16 protein-coding genes are annotated in these 19,660 nt (G+C 74.5%); 8 read left to right on the forward strand and 8 right to left on the reverse strand.

Going from position 1 to position 19,660, the window contains the following annotated elements; genetic code table 11:
• Positions 1–57 precede the first annotated feature (57 nt).
• Positions 58–1,884: an AMP-dependent synthetase/ligase gene (locus ACWDD9_RS01385; protein WP_449810503.1), complete on the forward strand. Its 1,827-nt coding sequence runs from the start codon at positions 58–60 to the stop codon at positions 1,882–1,884.
• 211 nt (positions 1,885–2,095) lie between these two features.
• Positions 2,096–3,271, forward strand: a complete 1,176-nt coding sequence (locus ACWDD9_RS01390; protein WP_380776940.1) for a polysaccharide deacetylase family protein — start codon at positions 2,096–2,098, stop codon at positions 3,269–3,271.
• A gap of 93 nt (positions 3,272–3,364) precedes the next feature.
• Here the strand turns inward: ACWDD9_RS01390 and ACWDD9_RS01395 are convergent, their stop codons facing one another.
• Positions 3,365–3,757 (reverse strand): hypothetical protein, encoded by a 393-nt coding sequence (locus ACWDD9_RS01395; protein WP_449810504.1) that lies wholly within the window; start codon positions 3,755–3,757, stop codon positions 3,365–3,367.
• 340 nt (positions 3,758–4,097) lie between these two features.
• On the opposite strand from ACWDD9_RS01395, the gene ACWDD9_RS01400 reads away from it, so the two are divergent.
• Entirely contained in the window at positions 4,098–5,063 is a 966-nt protein-coding gene (locus ACWDD9_RS01400) for a nitroreductase/quinone reductase family protein (protein WP_449810505.1), read from the forward strand.
• Between the two features lie 187 nt (positions 5,064–5,250).
• On the opposite strand, the gene ACWDD9_RS01405 is transcribed toward ACWDD9_RS01400, so the two are convergent.
• The 3 genes from ACWDD9_RS01405 to ACWDD9_RS01415 all read right to left on the reverse strand — a co-directional run bounded on the left by ACWDD9_RS01405 (position 5,251) and on the right by ACWDD9_RS01415 (position 8,736).
• Complete coding sequence (locus ACWDD9_RS01405) at positions 5,251–6,048, reverse strand: SGNH/GDSL hydrolase family protein (RefSeq protein WP_074004280.1); 798 nt, start codon at positions 6,046–6,048, stop codon at positions 5,251–5,253.
• A gap of 554 nt (positions 6,049–6,602) precedes the next feature.
• Positions 6,603–7,259, reverse strand: a complete 657-nt coding sequence (locus ACWDD9_RS01410; RefSeq protein ID WP_449810506.1) for an NUDIX domain-containing protein — start codon at positions 7,257–7,259, stop codon at positions 6,603–6,605.
• A gap of 301 nt (positions 7,260–7,560) precedes the next feature.
• Positions 7,561–8,736 carry a hypothetical protein gene (locus ACWDD9_RS01415; protein WP_449810507.1) on the reverse strand — a complete coding sequence of 392 codons (1,176 nt, stop codon included), beginning with the start codon at positions 8,734–8,736 and terminating at the stop codon, positions 7,561–7,563.
• A gap of 259 nt (positions 8,737–8,995) precedes the next feature.
• Between ACWDD9_RS01415 and ACWDD9_RS01420 the strand changes: the two genes are divergently transcribed.
• Positions 8,996–10,165, forward strand: a complete 1,170-nt coding sequence (locus tag ACWDD9_RS01420) for an exonuclease SbcCD subunit D (RefSeq protein ID WP_117491108.1) — start codon at positions 8,996–8,998, stop codon at positions 10,163–10,165.
• Positions 10,162–13,200: an AAA family ATPase gene (locus tag ACWDD9_RS01425; protein ID WP_449810508.1), complete on the forward strand. Its 3,039-nt coding sequence runs from the start codon at positions 10,162–10,164 to the stop codon at positions 13,198–13,200. Before ACWDD9_RS01420 ends, ACWDD9_RS01425 begins: the two co-directional genes overlap by 4 nt.
• A 30-nt stretch (positions 13,201–13,230) precedes the next feature.
• Here the strand turns inward: ACWDD9_RS01425 and ACWDD9_RS01430 are convergent, their stop codons facing one another.
• Positions 13,231–13,449 (reverse strand): hypothetical protein, encoded by a 219-nt coding sequence (locus ACWDD9_RS01430; RefSeq protein WP_049650622.1) that lies wholly within the window; start codon positions 13,447–13,449, stop codon positions 13,231–13,233.
• A gap of 276 nt (positions 13,450–13,725) precedes the next feature.
• On the opposite strand from ACWDD9_RS01430, the gene ACWDD9_RS01435 reads away from it, so the two are divergent.
• Positions 13,726–14,280, forward strand: a complete 555-nt coding sequence (locus ACWDD9_RS01435) for a DUF1990 family protein (protein WP_074004436.1) — start codon at positions 13,726–13,728, stop codon at positions 14,278–14,280.
• 81 nt (positions 14,281–14,361) lie between these two features.
• Here ACWDD9_RS01435 and ACWDD9_RS01440 read toward each other — a convergent pair whose 3' ends face one another.
• A complete protein-coding gene (locus ACWDD9_RS01440) occupies positions 14,362–14,823 on the reverse strand; it encodes a YjbQ family protein (protein ID WP_049650624.1) in 462 nt (153 codons plus the stop codon).
• A gap of 237 nt (positions 14,824–15,060) precedes the next feature.
• Positions 15,061–15,327 (reverse strand): hypothetical protein, encoded by a 267-nt coding sequence (locus ACWDD9_RS01445; protein WP_049650625.1) that lies wholly within the window; start codon positions 15,325–15,327, stop codon positions 15,061–15,063.
• 902 nt (positions 15,328–16,229) lie between these two features.
• Here ACWDD9_RS01445 and ACWDD9_RS01450 point away from each other — a divergent pair.
• Positions 16,230–18,437, forward strand: a complete 2,208-nt coding sequence (locus ACWDD9_RS01450; RefSeq protein ID WP_449810509.1) for a bifunctional glycosyltransferase/CDP-glycerol:glycerophosphate glycerophosphotransferase — start codon at positions 16,230–16,232, stop codon at positions 18,435–18,437.
• Between the two features lie 82 nt (positions 18,438–18,519).
• Here ACWDD9_RS01450 and ACWDD9_RS01455 read toward each other — a convergent pair whose 3' ends face one another.
• A complete protein-coding gene (locus tag ACWDD9_RS01455) occupies positions 18,520–18,732 on the reverse strand; it encodes an EF-hand domain-containing protein (protein ID WP_049650627.1) in 213 nt (70 codons plus the stop codon).
• A gap of 176 nt (positions 18,733–18,908) precedes the next feature.
• On the opposite strand from ACWDD9_RS01455, the gene ACWDD9_RS01460 reads away from it, so the two are divergent.
• Positions 18,909–19,577 (forward strand): lysophospholipid acyltransferase family protein, encoded by a 669-nt coding sequence (locus ACWDD9_RS01460; RefSeq protein WP_049650628.1) that lies wholly within the window; start codon positions 18,909–18,911, stop codon positions 19,575–19,577.
• Positions 19,578–19,660 lie beyond the last annotated feature (83 nt).

Here is a 19,660-nt window from a genome sequence, read left to right on the forward strand (position 1 = left end):
GGGTGATCCGATAGTTTCGGCCCACCCCGTACTACCGGCACCGAACTGGGGAGGACTGTGCGCGAGTTCACCACCCCCGCCCCGGCCGTGCCCGAGGCCTCCGGAGGACTCGCCGACTCCCTCTACGACACCGCCGGGCGCACCCCCGACCTGGTCCAGCTGTCCCGGCGGACCGAGGACGGGCAGTGGCAGGACGTCACCGCCCGGGAGTTCCGGGACCAGGTGCTCGCCCTGGCCAAGGGTCTGCTCACCCACGGCGTGCGCTACGGCGACCGGGTCGCCCTGATGTCCCGCACCCGCTACGAGTGGACGCTGTTCGACTACGCGCTCTGGTCGATCGGCGCGATCACCGTGCCGGTCTACCCCACCGCCTCCCCCGAACAGGTGCGCTGGATCCTCGCCGAGACCCAGGCCGTGGCCTGCCTGGTCGAGGACGAGGACGCCGCGATGACCGTCGGCGCGGTCTGCGACGCGCTGCCCGACCTCACCGGCATCTGGCAACTGGACCGCGACTGCGTCGCCGCGATCACCGAGGACGGCCTCGGCGTGCCCGACTCCCTGGTGCACCGCCAGCGCCTCGGCGTCGCCGCCGGGAACATCGCCACGGTCGTCTACACCTCGGGCACCACCGGCCGCCCCAAGGGCTGCCTGATCACCCACGCCAACCTGGCCGCCGAGGCGGACGCCCTGCTCGCCGGCTGGGGGGACGTCCTGCGCGACACCGGCGGCGGCCGCCCCGCCACCCTGCTGTTCCTGCCGCTCGCGCACGTCTACGGGCGGGCCGTGCAGATCGCGGCGATCCGCGGCGGCTTCCGGATCGGGCACATCCCCGAGGTCTCCACCGACGCGCTGCTGCCCGCGCTGGAGACCTTCCGCCCGACCTTCCTGCACGCCGTCCCGTACGTCTTCGAGAAGATCTTCCAGCAGGCCCGGCGGGCCGCCGAGGACGCCGGGCGCGGCGAACTCTTCGAGCAGGCCCGGCAGGTGGCCGTCGACTGGGCCGCCGCCCGGGAGCAGAAGGCCTTCGGCCGCGGCCCCGGACCGGGCGCGGCCCTGCGGCTGCGCCACCTCGCGTACGAGCGGACCGTCTACCCGAGGCTGCGGGCGGTGCTCGGCGGCCGGGTGCGCAGCGTGATGTGCGGCGGCTCCACGCTCCGGCGCGAGCTGGGCCTGTTCTTCACCGGCACCGGCCTCCAGCTGTACGAGGGCTACGGGCTGACCGAGACCACCGCCGCGATCACCGCCAACCCGGCCGGCCGGCAGAAGCTCGGCACGGTCGGACAGCCGGTGCCGGGGGCCTCGGTGGCGATCGCCGACGACGGCGAGGTGTGGGTGCGCGGCGGCTCGGTCTTCGGCGGCTACCTCAACCATCCGCGGTGCACCGCCGAGTCCCTGGTCGACGGGTGGTTCGCAACCGGCGACCTGGGCCGGCTGGACGAGGACGGCTACCTCAGCATCACCGGCCGCAAGAAGGACCTGATCGTCACCAGCAGCGGCAAGAACCTGGCCCCGGCGGCCCTGGAGGAACGGGTCGAGGCGCACCCGCTGGTCTCCCAGTGCCTGGTGGTGGGCGACGACCGCCCGTACGTGGCCGCACTGATCACGCTCGACCCGGCCGCCCTGGCGCACTGGCTGAAGACCCACGGGCGGGAGCAGGCGGACCCGTGGACGGTGCTCGCGGACGAGGAGCTGCACGTGGAGGTCCAGCGTGCGGTGGCGGCCGCGAACACGGCCGTCTCGCGGGCCGAGTCGATCCGCGCGTTCCGACTGCTGCCACGGGAGTTCAGCCAGGAGCAGGGGCTGCTGACGCCCTCGCTGAAGCTGCGGCGGGCGGCGATCGCCGAGCACTACGCGACGGACATCGAGGAGTTGTACCTGCCCTGAACCGGGGCTGTCCGTCTGGTCCTTGACGTACCGTCTTGTCCCTTGTGCCACAGGCGCGATGACCGCGCAGCGGCGAACTGGTTCATCCGCCGTTCCCTTGACGGCCTTATTGGTCTAGTCCATTGTTGCGACGATCCAGAGTTCCACGGTCCGATTCCGCTCACGCCCTCCCCACGGGCGTACCCCCACCTGCTGGAGTCCTCACGTGTCGATGTCCACACGCCTGTCCGCGCGCCCGTCCACACGCCTGTCCACGCGCCTGTCCGCGCTGGCCGCCTCGGTCGCCCTGCTCACCGGCCTCGCCGCACCGGCGGCCTCGGCCGACGCCGCCCCGGCCGGCGGTCCGAGCGCCCAGGCCGCCCCGACCGTCAACCTCGCCACCAACCCCGGCTTCGAACTGCCCTCCCCCGACCTCGCCGACTGGGGCAGCGTCCCCGGCTGGAGCTGCACCGGCGGACCGGCCGAAGCGGCCGTCACCGCCAACGCCCCGCACACCGGCGCCTCCGCGCTGACCGTCACCCCCGCGAACGCCGACTCCACCGGGGAGTGCGCGCAGACCGTCGCGGTCCAGCCCAACACCACCTACACGGCCTCCGCCTGGGTGCGCGGCAACTTCGTCTACCTGGGCGCCACCGGCACCGGCAAGGACGTCGCACCCGCCTGGACGGAGACCACCGGCGGCGGCTGGCAGCGACTGAGCACCCGGTTCACCACCGGCCCGAACGCGCGCAGCATCCGGCTGTACGTCCACGGCTGGTACCAGCAGGGCCCGTTCTCCGTGGACGACGTCCGGGTGGACGGCCCCGCACCCGCCCCGGCCGTCGCCGCCGGCTCCGTCCCCACCAACGACAAGGTCGTCTTCTTCACCGTGGACGACGGCTGGCAGCGCACCCCCGAGGCGGAACGGTTCATCGCCGACCACCGGCTGCCGATCACCGCCTTCCCGCTGCCGATGCCGGCCGCCACCGACCCGGACTTCTTCCGGCGGGTCACCGCCGTACCCGGCTCCTCGGTCCAGGACCACAGCGTCTCCCACACCGACCTCAGCACGCTCCCGCTGGAACGGCAGCAGGTCGAGATCTGCGACGCCCGTGACTCCATGACCCGCATCTTCGGCACCACGCCGACGTTCTTCCGCCCGCCGTACTTCACCTGGAACGCCGACACCCTGCAGGCCGCCGCCAACTGCGGCATCCGCACCGTGCTCACCGCCGACGCGGACTTCAGCTGGGGCGCCGCCAACATCTGGCACCCGGGCCTGCTGCAGCCGGGCGACGTCGTCCTGATGCACTGGACCGACACCCTCGCCTCCGACCTCCAGCGCGCCCTCGCCGCCGCCGACGCCGCCGGGCTCAAGCCGGCCGGCCTGGTCGACTACCTCCGCTGACGGGCACCGTCCGGGCCTGACGGACGCGCCGCCGCCTCCGAGGGGGGGCGGCGGCGCGTCGCCGTTCGCTCGGGCGCTCCCGCGCTCCGGCGCTCAGCCGCCGAAGACGTCTCCCGTCCATCCGATCAGGCGCGCTTCGAAGTCGGCCGCGGAGGTGATGTCCTGGGCCGGGATCGCACCGCCCGCCTCGTGCTCCCCCGCCGTGACCAGCTTCTCCTCCCAGCCGGCGGCCAGGTAGGACACGTCCGCCCAGCCCCCGCGGAAGAGCACCACCTCCAGTTCCCCACCGGTCAGCGGGTCGGCCAGCCGCAGGCCGACCGAGTCCGGATCGACGACCCGGGAACGGTCCGTCTCCAGCGGCGGCGGCCACGGTGCGAGCCGATCACGCCAGGTGAGCGGGCCCACCGTCAGTCGGGCCGCACGCCACCCCGGGGCCCGGGCGGCGATCCGCGCGGCGGCGTCGTCGAGGTCCACCACACGTTCCACGGCAGCTTCCGGTTCCTCTCAGGCGGCGATCGTCCTCGTTGACAGCGTGTCCGCGGCCTGGCTCTAATGGGGGCGTGCAGCGCGGCGTCGGCCACAGAGTAGTGGGCCGGCCGACAGCCGAGCGAGCACCTTTCCGAAGGGACGATGCGCGATGAGCACTCTCTCCGCTTCCCTGATCTGACGCCGGGCGGTCACCGCGCTGCCCGCGTGCGCGAACCGTGCCCCGTGACGGACGCCGCCGTACACGCGACCAGCCGTATCACCGGCTCCGGAGCTCGGCACTCGGCACAGCAGGTGACCGCGACTTTCCCTTTCCTCTCTGGAGATCCACCACACACGCATGCCCATGTCCTTCAACCAGAACGTCATCGAGGAGTTCCGCGCCAACGGCGGGCGGGTCGGCGGCCCGTTCGAGGGCAGCGACCTGCTGTTGCTGACCACCACCGGGGCACGCTCCGGGCGGCCGCACACCGTGCCGCTCGGGTACGTCCGGGCGGAGGGGCTGCTCCTGGTCGTCGCCTCGGCCGCCGGGGCGCCGGAACACCCCCAGTGGTACCGCAACCTCCTCGCCCACCCGGTGGTCCGGGTCGAGATCGGCGCCGAGGCCTTCGACAGCGCAGGATCCGGCGTCGAGACCTTCGACACCGTCGCCGTGCCCGCCGAAGGCGACCGCCGGGAACGGCTGTTCGCCGCCGTCGTCCGGCAGGCTCCGGGCTACGGCGACTACCAGGCGCACACCGACCGGGAGTTGCCGGTCGTCGTCCTGGAACGACCCGAGCCGCCCTCCGTCAGCCCCGCCCCGGTGGTGCGCAGCCTCGCCGACAAGCTGCTGGAGGCGCACACCTGGCTGCGCGCACAGCTGCGCCACGTACGGGAGGAAGCGCACGCCCACCTCCCGGGCCGACCGGCCCCGCTCGGGCTGCAGCTGCGCCAGCACTGCCTGGCCTTCTGCGACGGGCTGACGCACCACCACACCGGCGAGGACACCGCCGTGTTCCCCGCCCTCGCGCGCAGCCACCCGGAGCTGGCCGACGTCCTGGCGCGGCTCGACGAGCAGCACCGGGCCATCGGGCGGATCAAGGAGGAGTTGGTGGCCCTGCTGGCCGGGATCACGGTCACCGAGCCGGAGCGGCTCCGTACGGAGCTGGACCGGATGTCCGCCGAACTGGAGGCGCACCTCGACTTCGAGGAGGCGGAACTCCTGCCGGTCCTCGCCGGCATCCCCCTCCCGCCGACCGGACCGGCCCCGGGCAGGCCCACTCCGAACGGATCCGCGCCGAACGGATCGGCACCGAACGGCCGCTGAAACGGCGGTGCCGCCGCCCCCTCCCGAAGCATGGGAGGGGACGGCGGCACCGGCATGCCCCAGGACGGGACAGTGCCGTCGGAGCCCGTCCGTTACGACGGTCCGCCAAAGCGGTTCGCTACGGCGGTCCGCCACGACGACCGCTGCGGGCCGATCCGGCTCCTACGGCCCTTACGGCCTACCGTCCTCAGGAGGCCGAGAACACCGGCAGGTAGCCGCCGGACTGGCCGGCCGCCTTCGGGTGGTAGCTCTCGTCGACCGGCAGGGTGGCGCTGTTCAGCCAGGTGGTCAGCGAGCCGCAGATCTCGTGCTCGGTGAAGACGTTGCGGACGTCGCCGAAGGCGAAGCCGGCGTTGGCGGCCCGCTTGGCGAGGACGCCGTCCAGGGTGTCGGCGGCACTGTTGATGGCGGCGCGCGCCGTGTCGCCGATGCCGAAGATGCAGCTGCCGCCGATCTTGTAGATGTGCGGGTAGCCCATCACCACGACGTGGGCGTTGGGGGACTTCGACTTGATCGCCGAGTACACCTTGTCCAGCTGGCCGGGCAGGGTGGTGGTGGCGTAGTTCTTGGCGGTGTTGACGGCGTTGACGCAGTCGGACTCCGAACCGAGGACACAGGTCTGCATGGTGTCGGCGAAACCGGCGTCGTTGCCGCCGACCGAGATGCTGACCAGCGTGGTGCTGGCGTCCAGGGCGGAGATCTGGCTGTTGAGGATGTCACCGGTCTTGGCGCCCGAACAGGCCACGAACTTGAAGGAGGACGGCGCGTGCGCGTTCTTCCAGAGGTACGCGTACGCGTTGGTGCTGCGCTTGCAGCTGCCGCTGTCGCTCAGGTAGCTGCCGGCACCGACGCCGGAGGAGTACGAGTCCCCGAGGGCCACGTAGTTGACACCGGCGGCGTTCGCGGACGACGCGGCGAAGAGCGTCGTCATGGTGAGGCCTGCCGCTACGGCGGCGATGGACAGGGCACGGGCAGGGCGGATCATCGCATCTCCAGTGGGGTGGCGTGGCGAGGGTCACAGAAGTGATACCAGGCGGTAGCCAAACCCGGAAGCGGTCATGCCAAGGATATTGACGGGCCGTCCGACAGCCCGGAGATGAATTGCCGCCGACAATCCGGGATTTCGCCCAGGTCAGCGGGGGTACGCGGTGACGCGCGTAGCGCAGCGCGCGTAGACCGGCAACTTGCGGAAGTTCTGTGCACGGTAAGCGGGGGGCTGCCGCCCGGCTACCGCCGAGTCAGATTCGAAGCGGGTGCCGAGGGGCGCAGGGGGGGCTGACGGAACACCTCAAGGCACGTCAGGAGGTGGGCGGAACACGGCATCGGCGGAACTGGTGAAAATTCACTGGTGAGCCTGATCGGACCCGTGCGGCTGATCGGACGCGTGCGGCTGACGGTTGACGTCCGCCATAGCCGCGCCTGCCGTACGTGCCGCGCGATGTGGCAGCGCGTCAAGGCAGCACGGTGGGACACCACGCCAGGGCGGCGCATCAGAGCACCCCGCCGGGAGGTCGCGCAGGGGTACGGCGACGCGCGTGGTCAGCCGTGCACGCCGGGGCGGCCACCACCGAGGTGCACGGCACCCGGGTAGACGGCGCCCGGGGAGACCGTGCAGCCCTCGACCGGCAGCTCCTCGATCGCCTCGTTCGCGGCCGCGGGCACGCCGAGCCAGCTCGCCGCGGTGGCGACCGCCACCCGGGCCTGGCGCAGCCCGGGCGCGCCCCAGCCGAGCAGTTCGACGGCGAGGCCCGGCGCGACCAGCAGTCGCCGGTAGTGCCGGCCCGAGGCCGGGTCGGCCACGCTCGGACCGACCGCCCGCAGCGCCGCCGCCATCCGGACCCGCGCGCACTCGTGCCCGCCGTTCGCCGAACCGACCCGGTCGTAGAGGTAGCCGAGGTAGTACGGCCGGCCGATCACGGCCTGCGCCTCCTCGGCGGCCTCCCGGGCCAGGGCGGCCGCCGGATCACCGCCGTCCTCCGGCTCCAGCGACCCGCCGGGCAGCGAGCAGATCCCGTCCCGGGGGTTCACCAGCGTCAGCACCCGCCCGTCCGGTGCGAACAGCCACCCCCAGGACTGCTTGACCGGCAGCCCCTCCGGCACCTGCTCGCCCGGCCGCCACGGCCAGCCCGCGGTGGGACGCCGCCGCACCTTCCCGAGCAGTTCGGCGATCTCCGCGCTGTACTCGATCGGGCTCATGCTCTCGCCCCGCGGCGCTCGGCGGGGGTGCTCGCCCCTGCGCACCCCCTGGCACCGAGCTCGCTCCGCTCGCTCATCCGTCCCCCTCTCGCTGTCGGGCTTCGCCGGACCGGCGGTGCGCGGGGAGGACCTGCAGGGCGCGGTACGGAGCGGCCGGAGCGGCGGCGTGGGGCACCGCACGCTCCTGCTGTTGATCTTCTCCGAATCTTCCCCGAACAGGCGGTCGATGAACAGTCCCCAGCGCCGCATGGTGGACGCGAGGCGGTGAACCCGATGGACGCGGAGGCGACGAGCCCCCCGATCACCCCAGCGGCCCACCCCCTTCCCCGGCGCCCCGGAAGCCGGGCAGCGGGAACCCGGGCCGAGGGTCCACCCCGGGCGGGAACGGCATCCCGCGCGCGGCGTCGTCGGCCAGCTCGTCGAACACCTCGTGCGCCGTCATCGGCCGCAGCCGCCCGCCGGTCAACGCCCAGCCGAGCACCGGCGGCCGGAGCCCGGCGTCGTCGGCCGGGGAGGCCGGACCCCTGGCCGGGGCGGACCGGCCGTCGGCCTGACCGGCGGCCCGGACACCCGCCGACGGATCGCCGTGCAGCAGCAACGCCCCCTCCCCGCCCAGGGCGACGCCCGCCGCGAGCGTGACGCAGAACGCCTCGGCGTCCCGCCCGGCCGGGTACAGCCGCCCCTCCTCCACGCAGACGTCCACCGCCGAGGTGAGCTCCTCGCCGTCCTCCGGGCCGTGGCAGCGCAGCGTCAGCAGGTGGCACCCCTCCCCCGCGCCCTCGGCGAGGGCCAGGTAGACGGACGTCACGTACCGCATCACGGCCGCCATCCGGAACTGCCCGTCCGGGTCCTCGCCGACGGCGTCCAGCAGGGCCGCGCAGGCCACGGACATCCGCACCCGCGCCCGGTGGTCGTCCAGCAGCACCGGGAGCAGCTCGGCCAGCCGCTCCCCCGCGTAGACGAACGGCTCCCCCGCCAGCTCGGGATCGCCCGCGTAGGCGACCCGGGCGGCGGGCATCCGGGGATCGAGGCCGAGCGCCTCGCAGTAGTCCTCGAAGTCGCCCGCCTCCAGGACCCGCAGATGCACCTCCAGCCCCTGCCGGTACAGGGCCGTGAGCTGCTCCTCCGCCCGCCGCAGGTAGGCCTGGTGCCCGAGCCCGCCGAACAGCCCGTACCGCGCCAGCCCGGCGAAGTCCCCGGCATCGACGGCCAGGGCCACCGCCACCGGCTGGGGCGGCGGCGCGCCCCGGACGCGCCCGCCGAGCCCGACCGCCCGCGCACCGTCCCCTCCCGCACGGGCCCCCGGCGGCCGGCCGCCCCCGGGCGGCGCCGCCCCGCCGGGCCCGGCGGCCGACACCCCGCCGACACCGCCGCCCGGCCTCCGCCCGGCCATCACCAGCACCCGCCGCCGCCCCCGCGACGGACGCCCCACCGCAGCGCCCAGCGCCTCGCACACCGACTCCCGCACGACAGTCATGACTCCTCCTTCTCGCTCGCCCGACTCCGGACCTCGTCGGCCGCCCCGACCCGGGGTGGCCGACGCCGAGGAACATACACAGAGCCACTGACAATTCACCCCAAGTAATCGAACAAGCTCAGCGCCCCCTCACCGGCACCGCACGGCACCCGCGGCCCGCCATCCCCCCGGGAGTCCCGGGACTCCCGGGACTCCCGGGGTGTGCGGTTTCCACCGGGCCGGGCGGGATTGTCAGTGCTGCGCGTTAGGGTCGGGGACCATGCGACTGCTGCATACCTCCGACTGGCATCTCGGGCGCTCGTTCCACCGGGAGAGCCTGCACGACGCCCAGCGCGCCTTCCTGGACCACCTGGTGGAAGTGGTCCGGTCCGAGGGCGTGGACGCCGTGCTGGTCGCGGGGGACGTGTACGACCGGGCGCTGCCCGGGCTGGAAGCGGTCGCGCTGTTCGACGACGTGCTGCACCGGCTGGCGGACCTCGGGGTGCCGACGGTCTTCATCAGCGGCAACCACGACTCGGCCCGCCGCCTCGGCGTCGGGGCGGGGCTGATCGGGCGGGCCGGCATCCACCTGCGGACCGACCCGGGCGAGTGCGCCGAGCCCGTCCTGCTGGCGGACGAGCACGGCCCGGTGGCGGTGTACGGACTCCCCTACCTGGAGCCGACGCTGGTGCGCGAGCGGTTCGGGTTGGCGAAGGGCGGGCACGCGGCGGTGCTCGGCGCCGCGATGGACCAGGTCCGGGCGGATCTCGCGGCGCGCCCGTCCGGCACCCGGGCGGTGGTGCTGGCGCACGCCTTCGTCACCGGCGGCGCGCCGAGCGACAGCGAGCGGGACATCGCGGTCGGCGGCGTCGCCTCCGTACCCGCGTCGGTCTTCGACGGGGTGCACTACGCGGCGCTCGGCCACCTGCACGGCTGCCAGACGCTCGCACCGCACCTGCGCTACAGCGGCTCCCCGCTCGCCTACTCCTTCTCCGAGGTGAAGCAGCGCAAGACCATGTGGCTGGTCGACCTGGCCGCCGACGGCTCGGTGACGGCCGAACGCGTCCCCTGCCCCGAGCCGCGCCGGCTGGCGACGCTGCGCGGCACGCTCGACGCGCTGCTCACCGAGGAGGGGTACGCCGAGCACGAGCAGTCCTGGGTGCAGGCCACGCTCACCGACGCGGCCCGGCCGAGCGAGCCGATGGAGCGGTTGCGCCGCCGCTTCCCGCACACCCTCCAGCTGCTGTTCGACCCCGAGCGGAGCGAGGCCGAGCCCTCGCAGTCGTACGCGGCGCGGGTCAGCGGCCGCGGGGACCTGGAGATCGCGGAGGGCTTCCTGCGGCACGTCCGCCCCGGTGCCGAGCCGGAGCCGGACGAGCTCGGCTGGCTGCGCGAGGGCTTCGAGCACGTCCGGGAGACCACCGACCGGAAGGCGGACCTGCCCCGATGAGGCTGCACAAGCTCACCGTCACCGCCTTCGGCCCGTTCGCGGGCAGCGAGACGGTGGACTTCGACGCGCTCGCCGCCGGCGGGCTGTTCCTGCTGCGCGGCGCCACGGGCGCGGGCAAGACCAGCGTGCTGGACGCGGTCTGCTTCGCCCTGTACGGCGAGACGCCGGGCGCGCGCCGGGCCAACCGGCTGCGCAGCGACCACGCCGACCCGAAGCGGCTGACCTCGGTGGAGCTGGAGCTGACCCTCGGCGGGCGGCGGCTCCAGGTCACCCGGCTGCCGGAGCAGCGCCGGCCGAAGAAGGTCGGCACCGGCACCACCGTGGAGCGGGCGCAGACCCTGCTGCGCGAGTGGGTCGCCGACACGGGCGACGGCACGCCCGGCTGGCGGGGGCTCAGCAAGTCGCATCAGGAGGCCGGGGAGGAGATCCACCGGCTGGTCGGCATGAACCGGGAGCAGTTCTGCCAGGTGGTGCTGCTGCCGCAGGGCGACTTCGCCCGCTTCCTCAAGGCCGACTCGGAGGAGCGCGGCAAGCTGCTGCGGCGGCTGTTCGACACCGAGCGGTTCCAGTACGTGGAGGCCTGGCTGGCCGAGCAGCGGCGCGGCCAGGAGGCCGCCGTCCAGGCCGGCCGGCGGCGGCTGCGGGACCTCGCCAGCAAGGCCGAGCAGGCGGCCGGTCCGGACGCCGAGCCCGCCGCGGGCTGGGTGCCGGCCGAGGACGACGCCGCCGGCCTGGCCGCCGGGGTGCTGGGCTGGGCGGCGGTCCTGCGCAGCGGCGCGGCCGAGCAGCTCGCTGTCGCCGAGGCCGCGCTCGCGGGCGCCGGGGCGGCCCAGCGCGCCGCCCAGGAGCGGCGCGAGGCCGCCGAGGAGCTGGCCGGCCGCCAGCGCCGGCACCGGGAGGCAGTGGGCCTGGCCGAGCGGCTGGCCGGCTTCGAGCCCGCCGCGGCCGCGGACCGGCAGCGGCTGGCCGCCGCGCAGGAGGCCGTCGGGGTGGAGTCGGCGCTGCGGCTGCGGGAGAGCGCGGCCGAGGCCCTCGGTCGCGCCCGGCTGGCGGAGCGCCGGCACCGCGAGGCGCTGGCCGGCTCCGGTGGCGAGGGCCGGGAGCTCGCCGGGGCGGACACCGCCGGGCTGGCCGAGGCCGAGCTGCGGCTGCGGGCCGAGGTGGTCCGGCTGGAGGCGGCCCGGGCGGAGGAGCGGCGCTGCGCCGAACTCGCCCGCGAGCAGCGCTCCCTGACGGAGGACCGGCGAGCCGCCGAGGAGCTGGCCGAGGAGGCCGAGGACTGGCTCGCCGAGTTCGAGGACGGGCTGGCCCGCCTGGAGCAGCAGCACACCGAGGCCCGGTCGGCGACCTCCCGGGTCGAGCAACTGGACGGGCAGCGCGCCGAGTTGACCGTCCGCCTGGGCGCGGCCCGGGAGCGCGACGGCCTGCGCGCCGAGATCGCCGCGGCGGAGCCCCGGGTGGTCGCTCTGCGCACCGCCGCGCTGGACGCCCGCGAGCACAGCCTGGACCTGCGGGACCGCCGGCTCAGCGGCATGGCCGCCGAGCTGGCCGAGCAGCTGCGGGCGGGCCAGGCCTGCCGGGTCTGCGGCTCACCCGAGCACCCGGCGCCCGCCGAGGCCGCGCCCGGCAGCCGGGTCGGCGCCGAGGACGAGGAGCGGGCGCGCCGGGCGCAGGCCGCCGCCGAGCGGGTCTGGACGGAGGCCGACCAGGCGCTCACCGCGCTGCGGGTGCGCGAGGCTACCGCGTCCGGCGCGGCCGGGCCGGACGGTACGGAGGCGCTCGCGCAGGCCCTCGCCGGGCTGGAGCGCGAGCACCGCGAGGCGCGGCACGCGGCGGAGGCGCTCGGCCGGGTCGAGCAGGAGATCGCCCGGCTGTCGCAGGACCGTGCCCGCCGGGTCGACGAGCTGCACGAGGCCAAGGAGCGCGCGGCCGTCCTCTCCGACCGGCTGCTGGCGCTCGACACCGAGCAGCAGGCGCTGACCGCCCGGGTGGCGGCCGCCCGGGGCGAGGCGGCCTCGGTCGCCGACCGGGCCACGGCCCTCACCCGGCTCACCGCGGCGGTCGCCGCGGCTGCGGTCGCCGCCCGGGCATACGCGGAGGCGGCGGCCCGGCTCGGCGAGGCCGAGGAGGAGCTCGGCAAGGCCGCCGCCGCAGCGGGCTTCCCGGACGCCGCGGCGGCGCTGGCGGTGCTACTGCCGCGCGAGGAGCGCGAGCGGCTGGAGGCCCGGCTGGAGCGGCACCGCGCGGAGACCGCCGCCGTCCGCCGCGAGCTGGCGCTGCCGGAGCTGGCCGAGGCCGCGGTCCGTCCGCCGGTGGACCTGCCCGCCGTGGCGGCCGCGCTCGGCACCGCGACCGACCGGCTCGGCCGGGCGCACGCCGCCCACGCGGCCGCCCGAGAGCGCTGCGGGGCGCTGGCCGCGATCGGGCGGCAGCTGACCGGGCTCGCCGCCGAACTGGCCCCGGCGCTGGACAGGTACGGGCGGATCAACCGGCTCGCCGCGCTCGCGGCCGGCACCTCGGCCGACAACCGGCTGCGGATGCGCCTGGAGTCGTACGTCCTGGCGGCCCGGCTGGAGCAGGTCGCGGCGGCGGCCAGCGACCGGCTGGTCCGGATGTCCGGCGGGCGCTATACCCTGGTGCACAGCGACGACCGGGGCACCGGGACCAAGCGCTCGGGCCTGGCCCTGCGGGTGGTCGACGCCTGGACGGGCACCGAGCGGGACACCGCGACCCTCTCCGGCGGCGAGAGCTTCTTCGCCTCGCTCTCCCTCGCCCTGGGCCTGGCCGACGTGGTCACCCACGAGGCGGGCGGCATGCCGCTGGACACCCTCTTCATCGACGAGGGCTTCGGCACCCTCGACGAGCACGCCCTGGAGGAGGTCATGGACGTCCTGGACGGACTGCGCGAGCGGGACCGCGCGGTCGGCATCGTCAGCCACGTCGCCGACCTGCGCAGCCGCATCCCCGCCCAGTTGCTGGTCCGCAAGGGGCGGCACGGCTCGACCCTGGCGCTGGCCGGGCGGGAGGACGCGTAGGGCCTGAACCCCCGGACCCTGTCCGGAGGTTCAGCCCGAGCAGGCGATCCGCTGCGCCTGCTGCCAGGCGCACACCGGGCAGAGGGTGCTGCCCGGCTGGTCGGCGGGCAGTTCGGTCGGCTCGCCGCACAGGACGCAGTCGGCGCGCGGCCCGGCCGCCCGCGGGTCGTGCCGCAGCGCCGCCTCCGCTCCGCCGTCGGGCGCGAGTTCGCAGACGCCCGCTTCCTGGTTCGTACCGGTGTCGCTCATACCGACTTCCTACTCCGCGCCGCCGCCCTGCCGCAACACGCCGCAGGTGACCGGGCCGCCGCCCGCCCCTCTCTCCCCCGCCCCGCCTCGCCAGCAGCGAACAGATGTCAGAAAACGTTCGCTGAAAGCTGTCGTCTGAACTCTGTTCGCTGAAGTTCGTTCGCTGAAGTTCGTTCGCTGAAACCTGTCCGCTGGAACCTGTCCGCCGAAGCCCGCCAGAGGTACGCCCCCGCCCCGCCGACGGCCCCCTCCCACCTGGCGGTTACCGTGGCCGGCATGCCCACCGACCTGCACCGACGCCTGCTCGCCGCCCGCGCCACCACCCCGTCGTACCCCGAGGTGGGTGCCACCCGGGACGGGGGCGGGCGGCTCCCGGACGGCTACGCCCACCTGCGGCGGCGGGTCCACCTGGGGCACGGGCCGGAGGTGCTGGAGCGGGCCGGGCGCTACGTGCTCGGCTGGGGCAGCCAGTTGGGCACCGGCTTCGCGGTGCACCCGGCCGGCCCGGCCCGGGAGGGCGGGACGGTGCTGCTGCGGCTGAACCTGCCGGGGAGCCGGTGGCCCCGGCTGGTGATCCCCTGCCGGGTGGTGTGGACGGTGGAGGAGCCGGACCGGATCGGCTTCGGGTACGGCACCCTCCCCGGGCACCCGGAGTGCGGCGAGGAGGCGTTCCTGGTGTCGATGGACGCAGGCGGCGAGGTGTGGTTCGAGGTCACCGCGTTCTCCCGGCTGTCCGCCTGGTACGCCAGGCTCGGCCGGCCGGTGGCCCTGCTCTGCCAGCACCTGGCGATCGAGCGCTACCTCGCCGCGGTGGCCGCGCACGTCCGCTGAGCCACCGGGTCCGCCGAGGCCATCCACCGGACCGCCACCCGCGGGACCGCCGCCCGCCGGAGCGCCCGCCGTTCCCGCGCGTCAGCCGAGGAAGGACAGCCGGACGGTCCGGCGCGGGTTGTCCCCGTTGGTGTCGACCAGGACCACCGACTGCCAGACGCCGAGGGCCAGTTGACCGCCGAGCACCGGCAGGGTCGCGTGCGGGGCGACCAGTCCGGGCACCACGTGGTCCCGGCCGTGGCCCGGGCTGCCGTGCCGGTGGCGCCAGCGGTCGTCGGCCGGGAGCAGGTCGCGCAGGGTGGCGAGGAAGTCGTCGTCGCTGCCCGAACCGGTCTCCAGTACCGCGATCCCCGCGGTGGCGTGCGGGACGAAGATGTTGAGCAGGCCGTCGCGCCCGGTGGCCCGTTCGTCGAGGAACTCGACGCAGCGGTCGGTGATGTCGAGCGCGACCTCGCGGGAGCCGGTGGTGATCTCGAAGGTGCTGCTCTGGAAGGTGGTGGTCGGGAACGAGCCGGTCTGGGTGGAGTGGTTGTTGTCCGCCATGGCGCCATCCTGTCCCAGGTCAGCGGGCCGGGCGTACTCCCTCGCCGTCTGGCCGTGCCGGGCGGGCAAACTCGCATAGGCTGAAAGGTTCAGACCACATCACCCCGGACGGCCGCGACGCTCCCCCCGGCACCGCCCGGACGCCGTCCGGACACACTGAAGACCCGGCGGACCGGACGGTCCACCGGGTCGGTTCCGACCGGGCGGCGGGGAGGGACCCGTGCCGCACCGGTCGGACTAGCCGCGCCCGCCGAAAAGGCTCCGCCGCAGCCGACGCAGCGGCGTCAGCAGCGAGATCCTGGTGTGGCGACGACGGGTCGTCGGGGCCTCGGCGCCGCGCGGCGTGAGCTCCCTTATCAACCCGAGCGCCTCGGCGGTGTCCACCGCCGGGAGTGCGGGCGCGCCGAGCACGGCCAGGTGTCGGTCGATCCGGCGGCCGGTCGTGCCGACACCGCACTGGATCGCCGGCACGCGGGGCCGAGTCCGCACTTGCATGTGTTCCATCAGTTTTTCCCACCCCTACGAGGCGCCAGGGCCGTGAGGCGAAGACTATCCGTGAAGGACGGCCTTCGCGCAACCGTCCTTGGTGTTGTGCCACCGTATCGTGCGGCGTCAACTGACGAAGCACCAGGGGCCGCCCGGCCGGTCACGACTAGGCATCAATGATGGTGCACGACCGGCCATCCGTCACCAGGGCGGGCGGGCGCGAGTGCGGCAACCCTGCGCATGACGCGCGCCCGGCGCACAGCGGCACCCCGGCGGCACCCCGCCCACGCACCGCCGGCACCGACTGCCAGCACCGACCGCTCCCCGCCCACTCCCCTCCCGCGTCCCCCTATTAAGGGGACAGCCGCCACATCGACAAAGCGATCACCGACCGGCCCATCGGGCACGGCCCGCCCGGGCATGACCCGTCCGAGCGCGGACCCCGATGACACCGTGACCGACCGACTTCAGGAAGTGAACACATTCGAGGGATTGACTCCCGCCGAACCTCCAAGCAATATCGGATGCACACGCCAGTGCCCGCACCGCACCCAAGCGTGTGTTCGAGTGATGAAGAACTCCGGCTCCCGCGAGCCACTGCCCGGCCGCCTCGACGCTGCGGTGGCCAGGCTCGCGCGGTGCCCGGACCGGCGGTCGGCCGTCGAGGGTCGGCCGGATCGCCACCTGACTGCCGGTGCCGCCCCGCGAGGGGCCCGGCACCGGCGGTTCCGGGTCCGCCACGGACGGCTTGTCCGCCACGGACGGCTTTCACGGACACCCTTCCCGGACACCCCGCAGCCCCCGCCGCAGCCGCGCCGCCGCCACCGCCGCCCAGGCCCCCCAAGGGCCGCAAGGCCCCGGAAGGCCCGCACCGGACGTCCGCGCAGGTCGCGCCCGGTGGATCGGTACACTCGGCCAGCGTGTCCCTCCTCCTCAGCATCGTGCTCCCGGTCCACGGCGTGGAGCGGTACCTCCCGCGCTGCCTCGACTCGATCCTCGGCGACGTCCCCGCCGCCGAGACCCGTTTCGAGGTGATCGCGGTCGACGACCTCTCCCCCGACGGCTCCGGCGCGATCCTGGACGCCTACGCGGCCCGCGACAGCCGGCTGCGGGTGCTGCACCTCACCGAGAACCAGGGCCTCGGCGGCGCCCGCACCGCCGCCCTGCCGCAGGCCCGCGGCGAGTACGTCTGGTTCGTGGACAGCGACGACTGGGTGCCCGAGGGGACGGTCGGCACGCTGCTGGACGAGCTGGCGCGGGAGCGTCTCCGGGAGACCCCCGCCGACGTGCTGCTCGCCGGCTTCACCCACGTCTACCCGGACGGCGGGACGGAGCCCAACCCCTGGCGCCACGTGCTGGCCGACTCCCCGCTGGTCGAGGGCTGCACCCTGGCCGAGCACCCGGCGCTGTTCCAGACCGTGATGTCGGTGTGGAACAAGCTGTTCCGCCGCGCGTTCCTGGACGGCCTCGACGTCTCCTTCGGCCGCGGCTACTACGAGGACATCTCGGTCACCTACCCGGCGCTGCTGGCCGCCGAGCGGCTGCGCTACCTGGACCGCCCCTGCTACTTCTACCGGCGCGGCCGGGACGGCGCGATCACCGCCACCGCCTCCCCCAAGCACGCCGACGTGTTCGCCCAGTACGACGCGATCTTCGCGTTCCTGGACCGCCCGGACCGCCCCGGCCGGCCCGTCCCGGACTCGCTGCGCACCCTGGTCTTCGACCGGACCGTCCGCCAGGCCCTGAACGTCTACGACACCCCCGGGCTGGTCCCCACCGACCTGCGCAAGGACTTCTTCCAGCGGATCGCCCGGCACTTCGACCGCCACCGCCCGGCCGGTTACCGCTTCCCCGGCGGGGTGCGTGGCGTGCAGTACCGGCTGGCCGCCCGCGGCGCCCGGATCGCGTACGCCGAGCTGCGCCGCACCGGCCGGCTGCCGCGCGAACTCAAGCGCGGGGCACGGGCGGTGGCGCCCGCGGTGAAGAAGGGGATGCGCAGCGGCGCCCGGTTCACCGCGTACAACGCGTTCCGCCGGCTGCCGCTGGACCAGCACCTCGCGGTCTACGCCGCGTACTGGCACCGGGGTTACGCGTGCAGCCCGGCGGCGATCTACGAGAAGGCGAAGGAACTCGCCCCGCGGGTGCGGGGCGTGTGGGTGGTGGAGAACCGCGCCCAGGCCGCCACGCTGCCGCCCGGGGTGCCGTACGTGATCGTCAACACCCCCGCCTACCTCAGGGCGATGGCGACCGCCAAGTACTTCGTCAACAACGTCAACTTCCCCCGCACCATGACGAAGCGGGCGGGCACGGTGCACGTCCAGACCCAGCACGGCACCCCGCTCAAGGCGATGGGCATGGACCTGCGCGACCATCCGGCGGCGGCCGAGGGGATGGACTTCGACCTGCTCCAGGAGGCCGTCGACCGCTGGGACTTCCTGGTCTCCCCCAACCCGCACACCAGCGGGCACTTCGCCCGCGCCTTCCCCGGCCGGTACGAGATGCTGGACACCGGCTACCCGCGCAACGACCGGCTGGCGAACGCCACTTCGGACGAGGTCCGGGCGATGCGCGAGCTGCTCGGGCTGCGGCCGGACACCCGGGCGGTGCTGTACGCGCCGACCCACCGCGGCAGCAAGGGCGGCTACGTGCCGCTGCTCGACGTGGCGGAGCTGGCCCGGCGGCTGGGCCCGGACTTCACACTGCTGGTGCGCACCCACTACTTCCACGCGGACGGCCCGGGCGACCTGACGGCGGCCGGTGCGGAGTCGGCGCGGATCGTGGACGTCTCGGCGCACCCGACCGTCGAGGACCTCTACCTCGCGGCGGACGTGCTGGTGACGGACTACTCGTCGATGATGTTCGACTACGCGGTGCTGGACCGGCCGGTGGTGGTCTTCGCCCCGGACTGGGAGGAGTACCAGCGGGAACGCGGCGTCTACTTCGACCTGTTCGCGGAGCCGCCGGGCGCGGTCACGGTGGACGCGGACGGGCTGGCGCGGGCGCTGCTGGCGGGCGACCCCGAGCCGGCGGCGCGGGCCGACTTCCGGGCGAAGTTCTGCGTCTGGGACGACGGCGGGGCCGCGGAGCGGGTGGTGCGCCGGGTGTTCCCGGTGGAGAAGGAGAAGTAGGAGGAGCGGCGCGGGAGCGTCCGCGGGACCTCCGGACGGGGCCGGCGCCGCCGGTACGGCGACCGGCCCCGTCGGCACGGGCTCAGCGCCGGCGGGCGGCCAGGAACTCCTCGAAGGTCAGGACGCCGTCGTGGTTGGTGTCCATGCTGTGGATCAGCGCCTCGGCCATCGAGATGGTGACGTCGTGGTCGCCCATCTCGTTGGCGGCCAGAGCGTACTCGGCCGGGGTGATCTTGCCGTCGCCGTCCTTGTCGAAGCGGTCGAAAAAGGCCTTGATCGCCTCGGTGGTCTCCATGGTGCCCTCCTGGGTACTGCGGGGTGTCGCTCGGTTCGGACGGCCGTACCCTACCCGGCCGTGGTGTTCGCCACGGTCGCCGGGAGTGGACGCGCGCCGGGGTCGGTGTCGTAGTCTGCGGATCTGATTGCAGGCCCGGGCTCCTCCCGGGCGATCGTTCGTCCAGGGAGGGAATCGTGCTCGACCTCGCCACCAAGTTGGTGCTGAAACCGGTCTCGCGGGGGATCTGGCGGCCGGTCATCGAGGGAATCGGGAACGTGCCGCGCAAGGGCGGGGTGATCCTGGCCAGCAACCACCTGTCCTTCATCGACAGCGTGGTGATCCCGCTGACCGCCCCGCGCCGGGTCCACTTCCTCGCCAAGGCCGAGTACTTCACCGGCACCGGGCTCAAGGGCCGGCTCTCCAAGGGCTTCTTCGAGGCCATCGGCGCCGTGCCGGTCGAGCGCGGCACCTACCGTTCCGCTCAGGCCTCGCTGGAGTCGGCGCTGGAGATCCTGGAGGACGGCAAGGCCTTCGGCATCTACCCCGAGGGCACCCGCTCCCTGGACGGCCGGCTCTACCGGGGCAAGACGGGCGTCGCGTGGCTCGCGCTGACCGCGGGCGTGCCGGTGGTGCCGGTGGCGCTGGAGGGTCCGGAGCAGATCCTGCCGGTGGGCAAGCGGCTGCCGCGGCTGAAGAAGGTGACGGTCCGCTTCGGCGAGCCGCTGCACTTCGACGAGCTGCACGGGCAGGCCCGCTCGCTGAAGGCCCGTCGGCAGGTGACCGACGAGGTGATGGCGGCCATCCAGCGGCTCTCCGGCCAGGAGGTCGCGGAGAGCTACAACGAGGTCCCGAAGGCGGCCTGACCGCCGACCCGTCCCGGGCGCACGCGCTCGCACGCCGGCCCGTCCCGCGCACCCGAGCCCGGCGGCCGCCCCGTCGATCCGGC

Source organism: Kitasatospora sp. NPDC001119 (assembly GCF_053598475.1).

Bases quoted from the DNA above. Each gene is read 5' to 3' on its own strand.
- ACWDD9_RS01410 (WP_449810506.1), bottom strand. From the start codon at position 7,259: ATGAGCCCGATCGAGTACAGCGCGGAGATCGCCGAACTGCTCGGGAAG.
- ACWDD9_RS01420 (WP_117491108.1), top strand. From the start codon at position 8,996: ATGCGACTGCTGCATACCTCCGACTGGCATCTCGGGCGCTCGTTCCAC.
- ACWDD9_RS01415 (WP_449810507.1), bottom strand. From the start codon at position 8,736: ATGACTGTCGTGCGGGAGTCGGTGTGCGAGGCGCTGGGCGCTGCGGTG.
- ACWDD9_RS01430 (WP_049650622.1), bottom strand. From the start codon at position 13,449: ATGAGCGACACCGGTACGAACCAGGAAGCGGGCGTCTGCGAACTCGCG.
- ACWDD9_RS01455 (WP_049650627.1), bottom strand. From the start codon at position 18,732: ATGGAGACCACCGAGGCGATCAAGGCCTTTTTCGACCGCTTCGACAAG.
- ACWDD9_RS01390 (WP_380776940.1), top strand. From the start codon at position 2,096: ATGTCCACACGCCTGTCCGCGCGCCCGTCCACACGCCTGTCCACGCGC.
- ACWDD9_RS01435 (WP_074004436.1), top strand. From the start codon at position 13,726: ATGCCCACCGACCTGCACCGACGCCTGCTCGCCGCCCGCGCCACCACC.
- ACWDD9_RS01405 (WP_074004280.1), bottom strand. From the start codon at position 6,048: ATGATCCGCCCTGCCCGTGCCCTGTCCATCGCCGCCGTAGCGGCAGGC.
- ACWDD9_RS01440 (WP_049650624.1), bottom strand. From the start codon at position 14,823: ATGGCGGACAACAACCACTCCACCCAGACCGGCTCGTTCCCGACCACC.
- ACWDD9_RS01445 (WP_049650625.1), bottom strand. From the start codon at position 15,327: ATGGAACACATGCAAGTGCGGACTCGGCCCCGCGTGCCGGCGATCCAG.
- ACWDD9_RS01400 (WP_449810505.1), top strand. From the start codon at position 4,098: ATGCCCATGTCCTTCAACCAGAACGTCATCGAGGAGTTCCGCGCCAAC.
- ACWDD9_RS01425 (WP_449810508.1), top strand. From the start codon at position 10,162: ATGAGGCTGCACAAGCTCACCGTCACCGCCTTCGGCCCGTTCGCGGGC.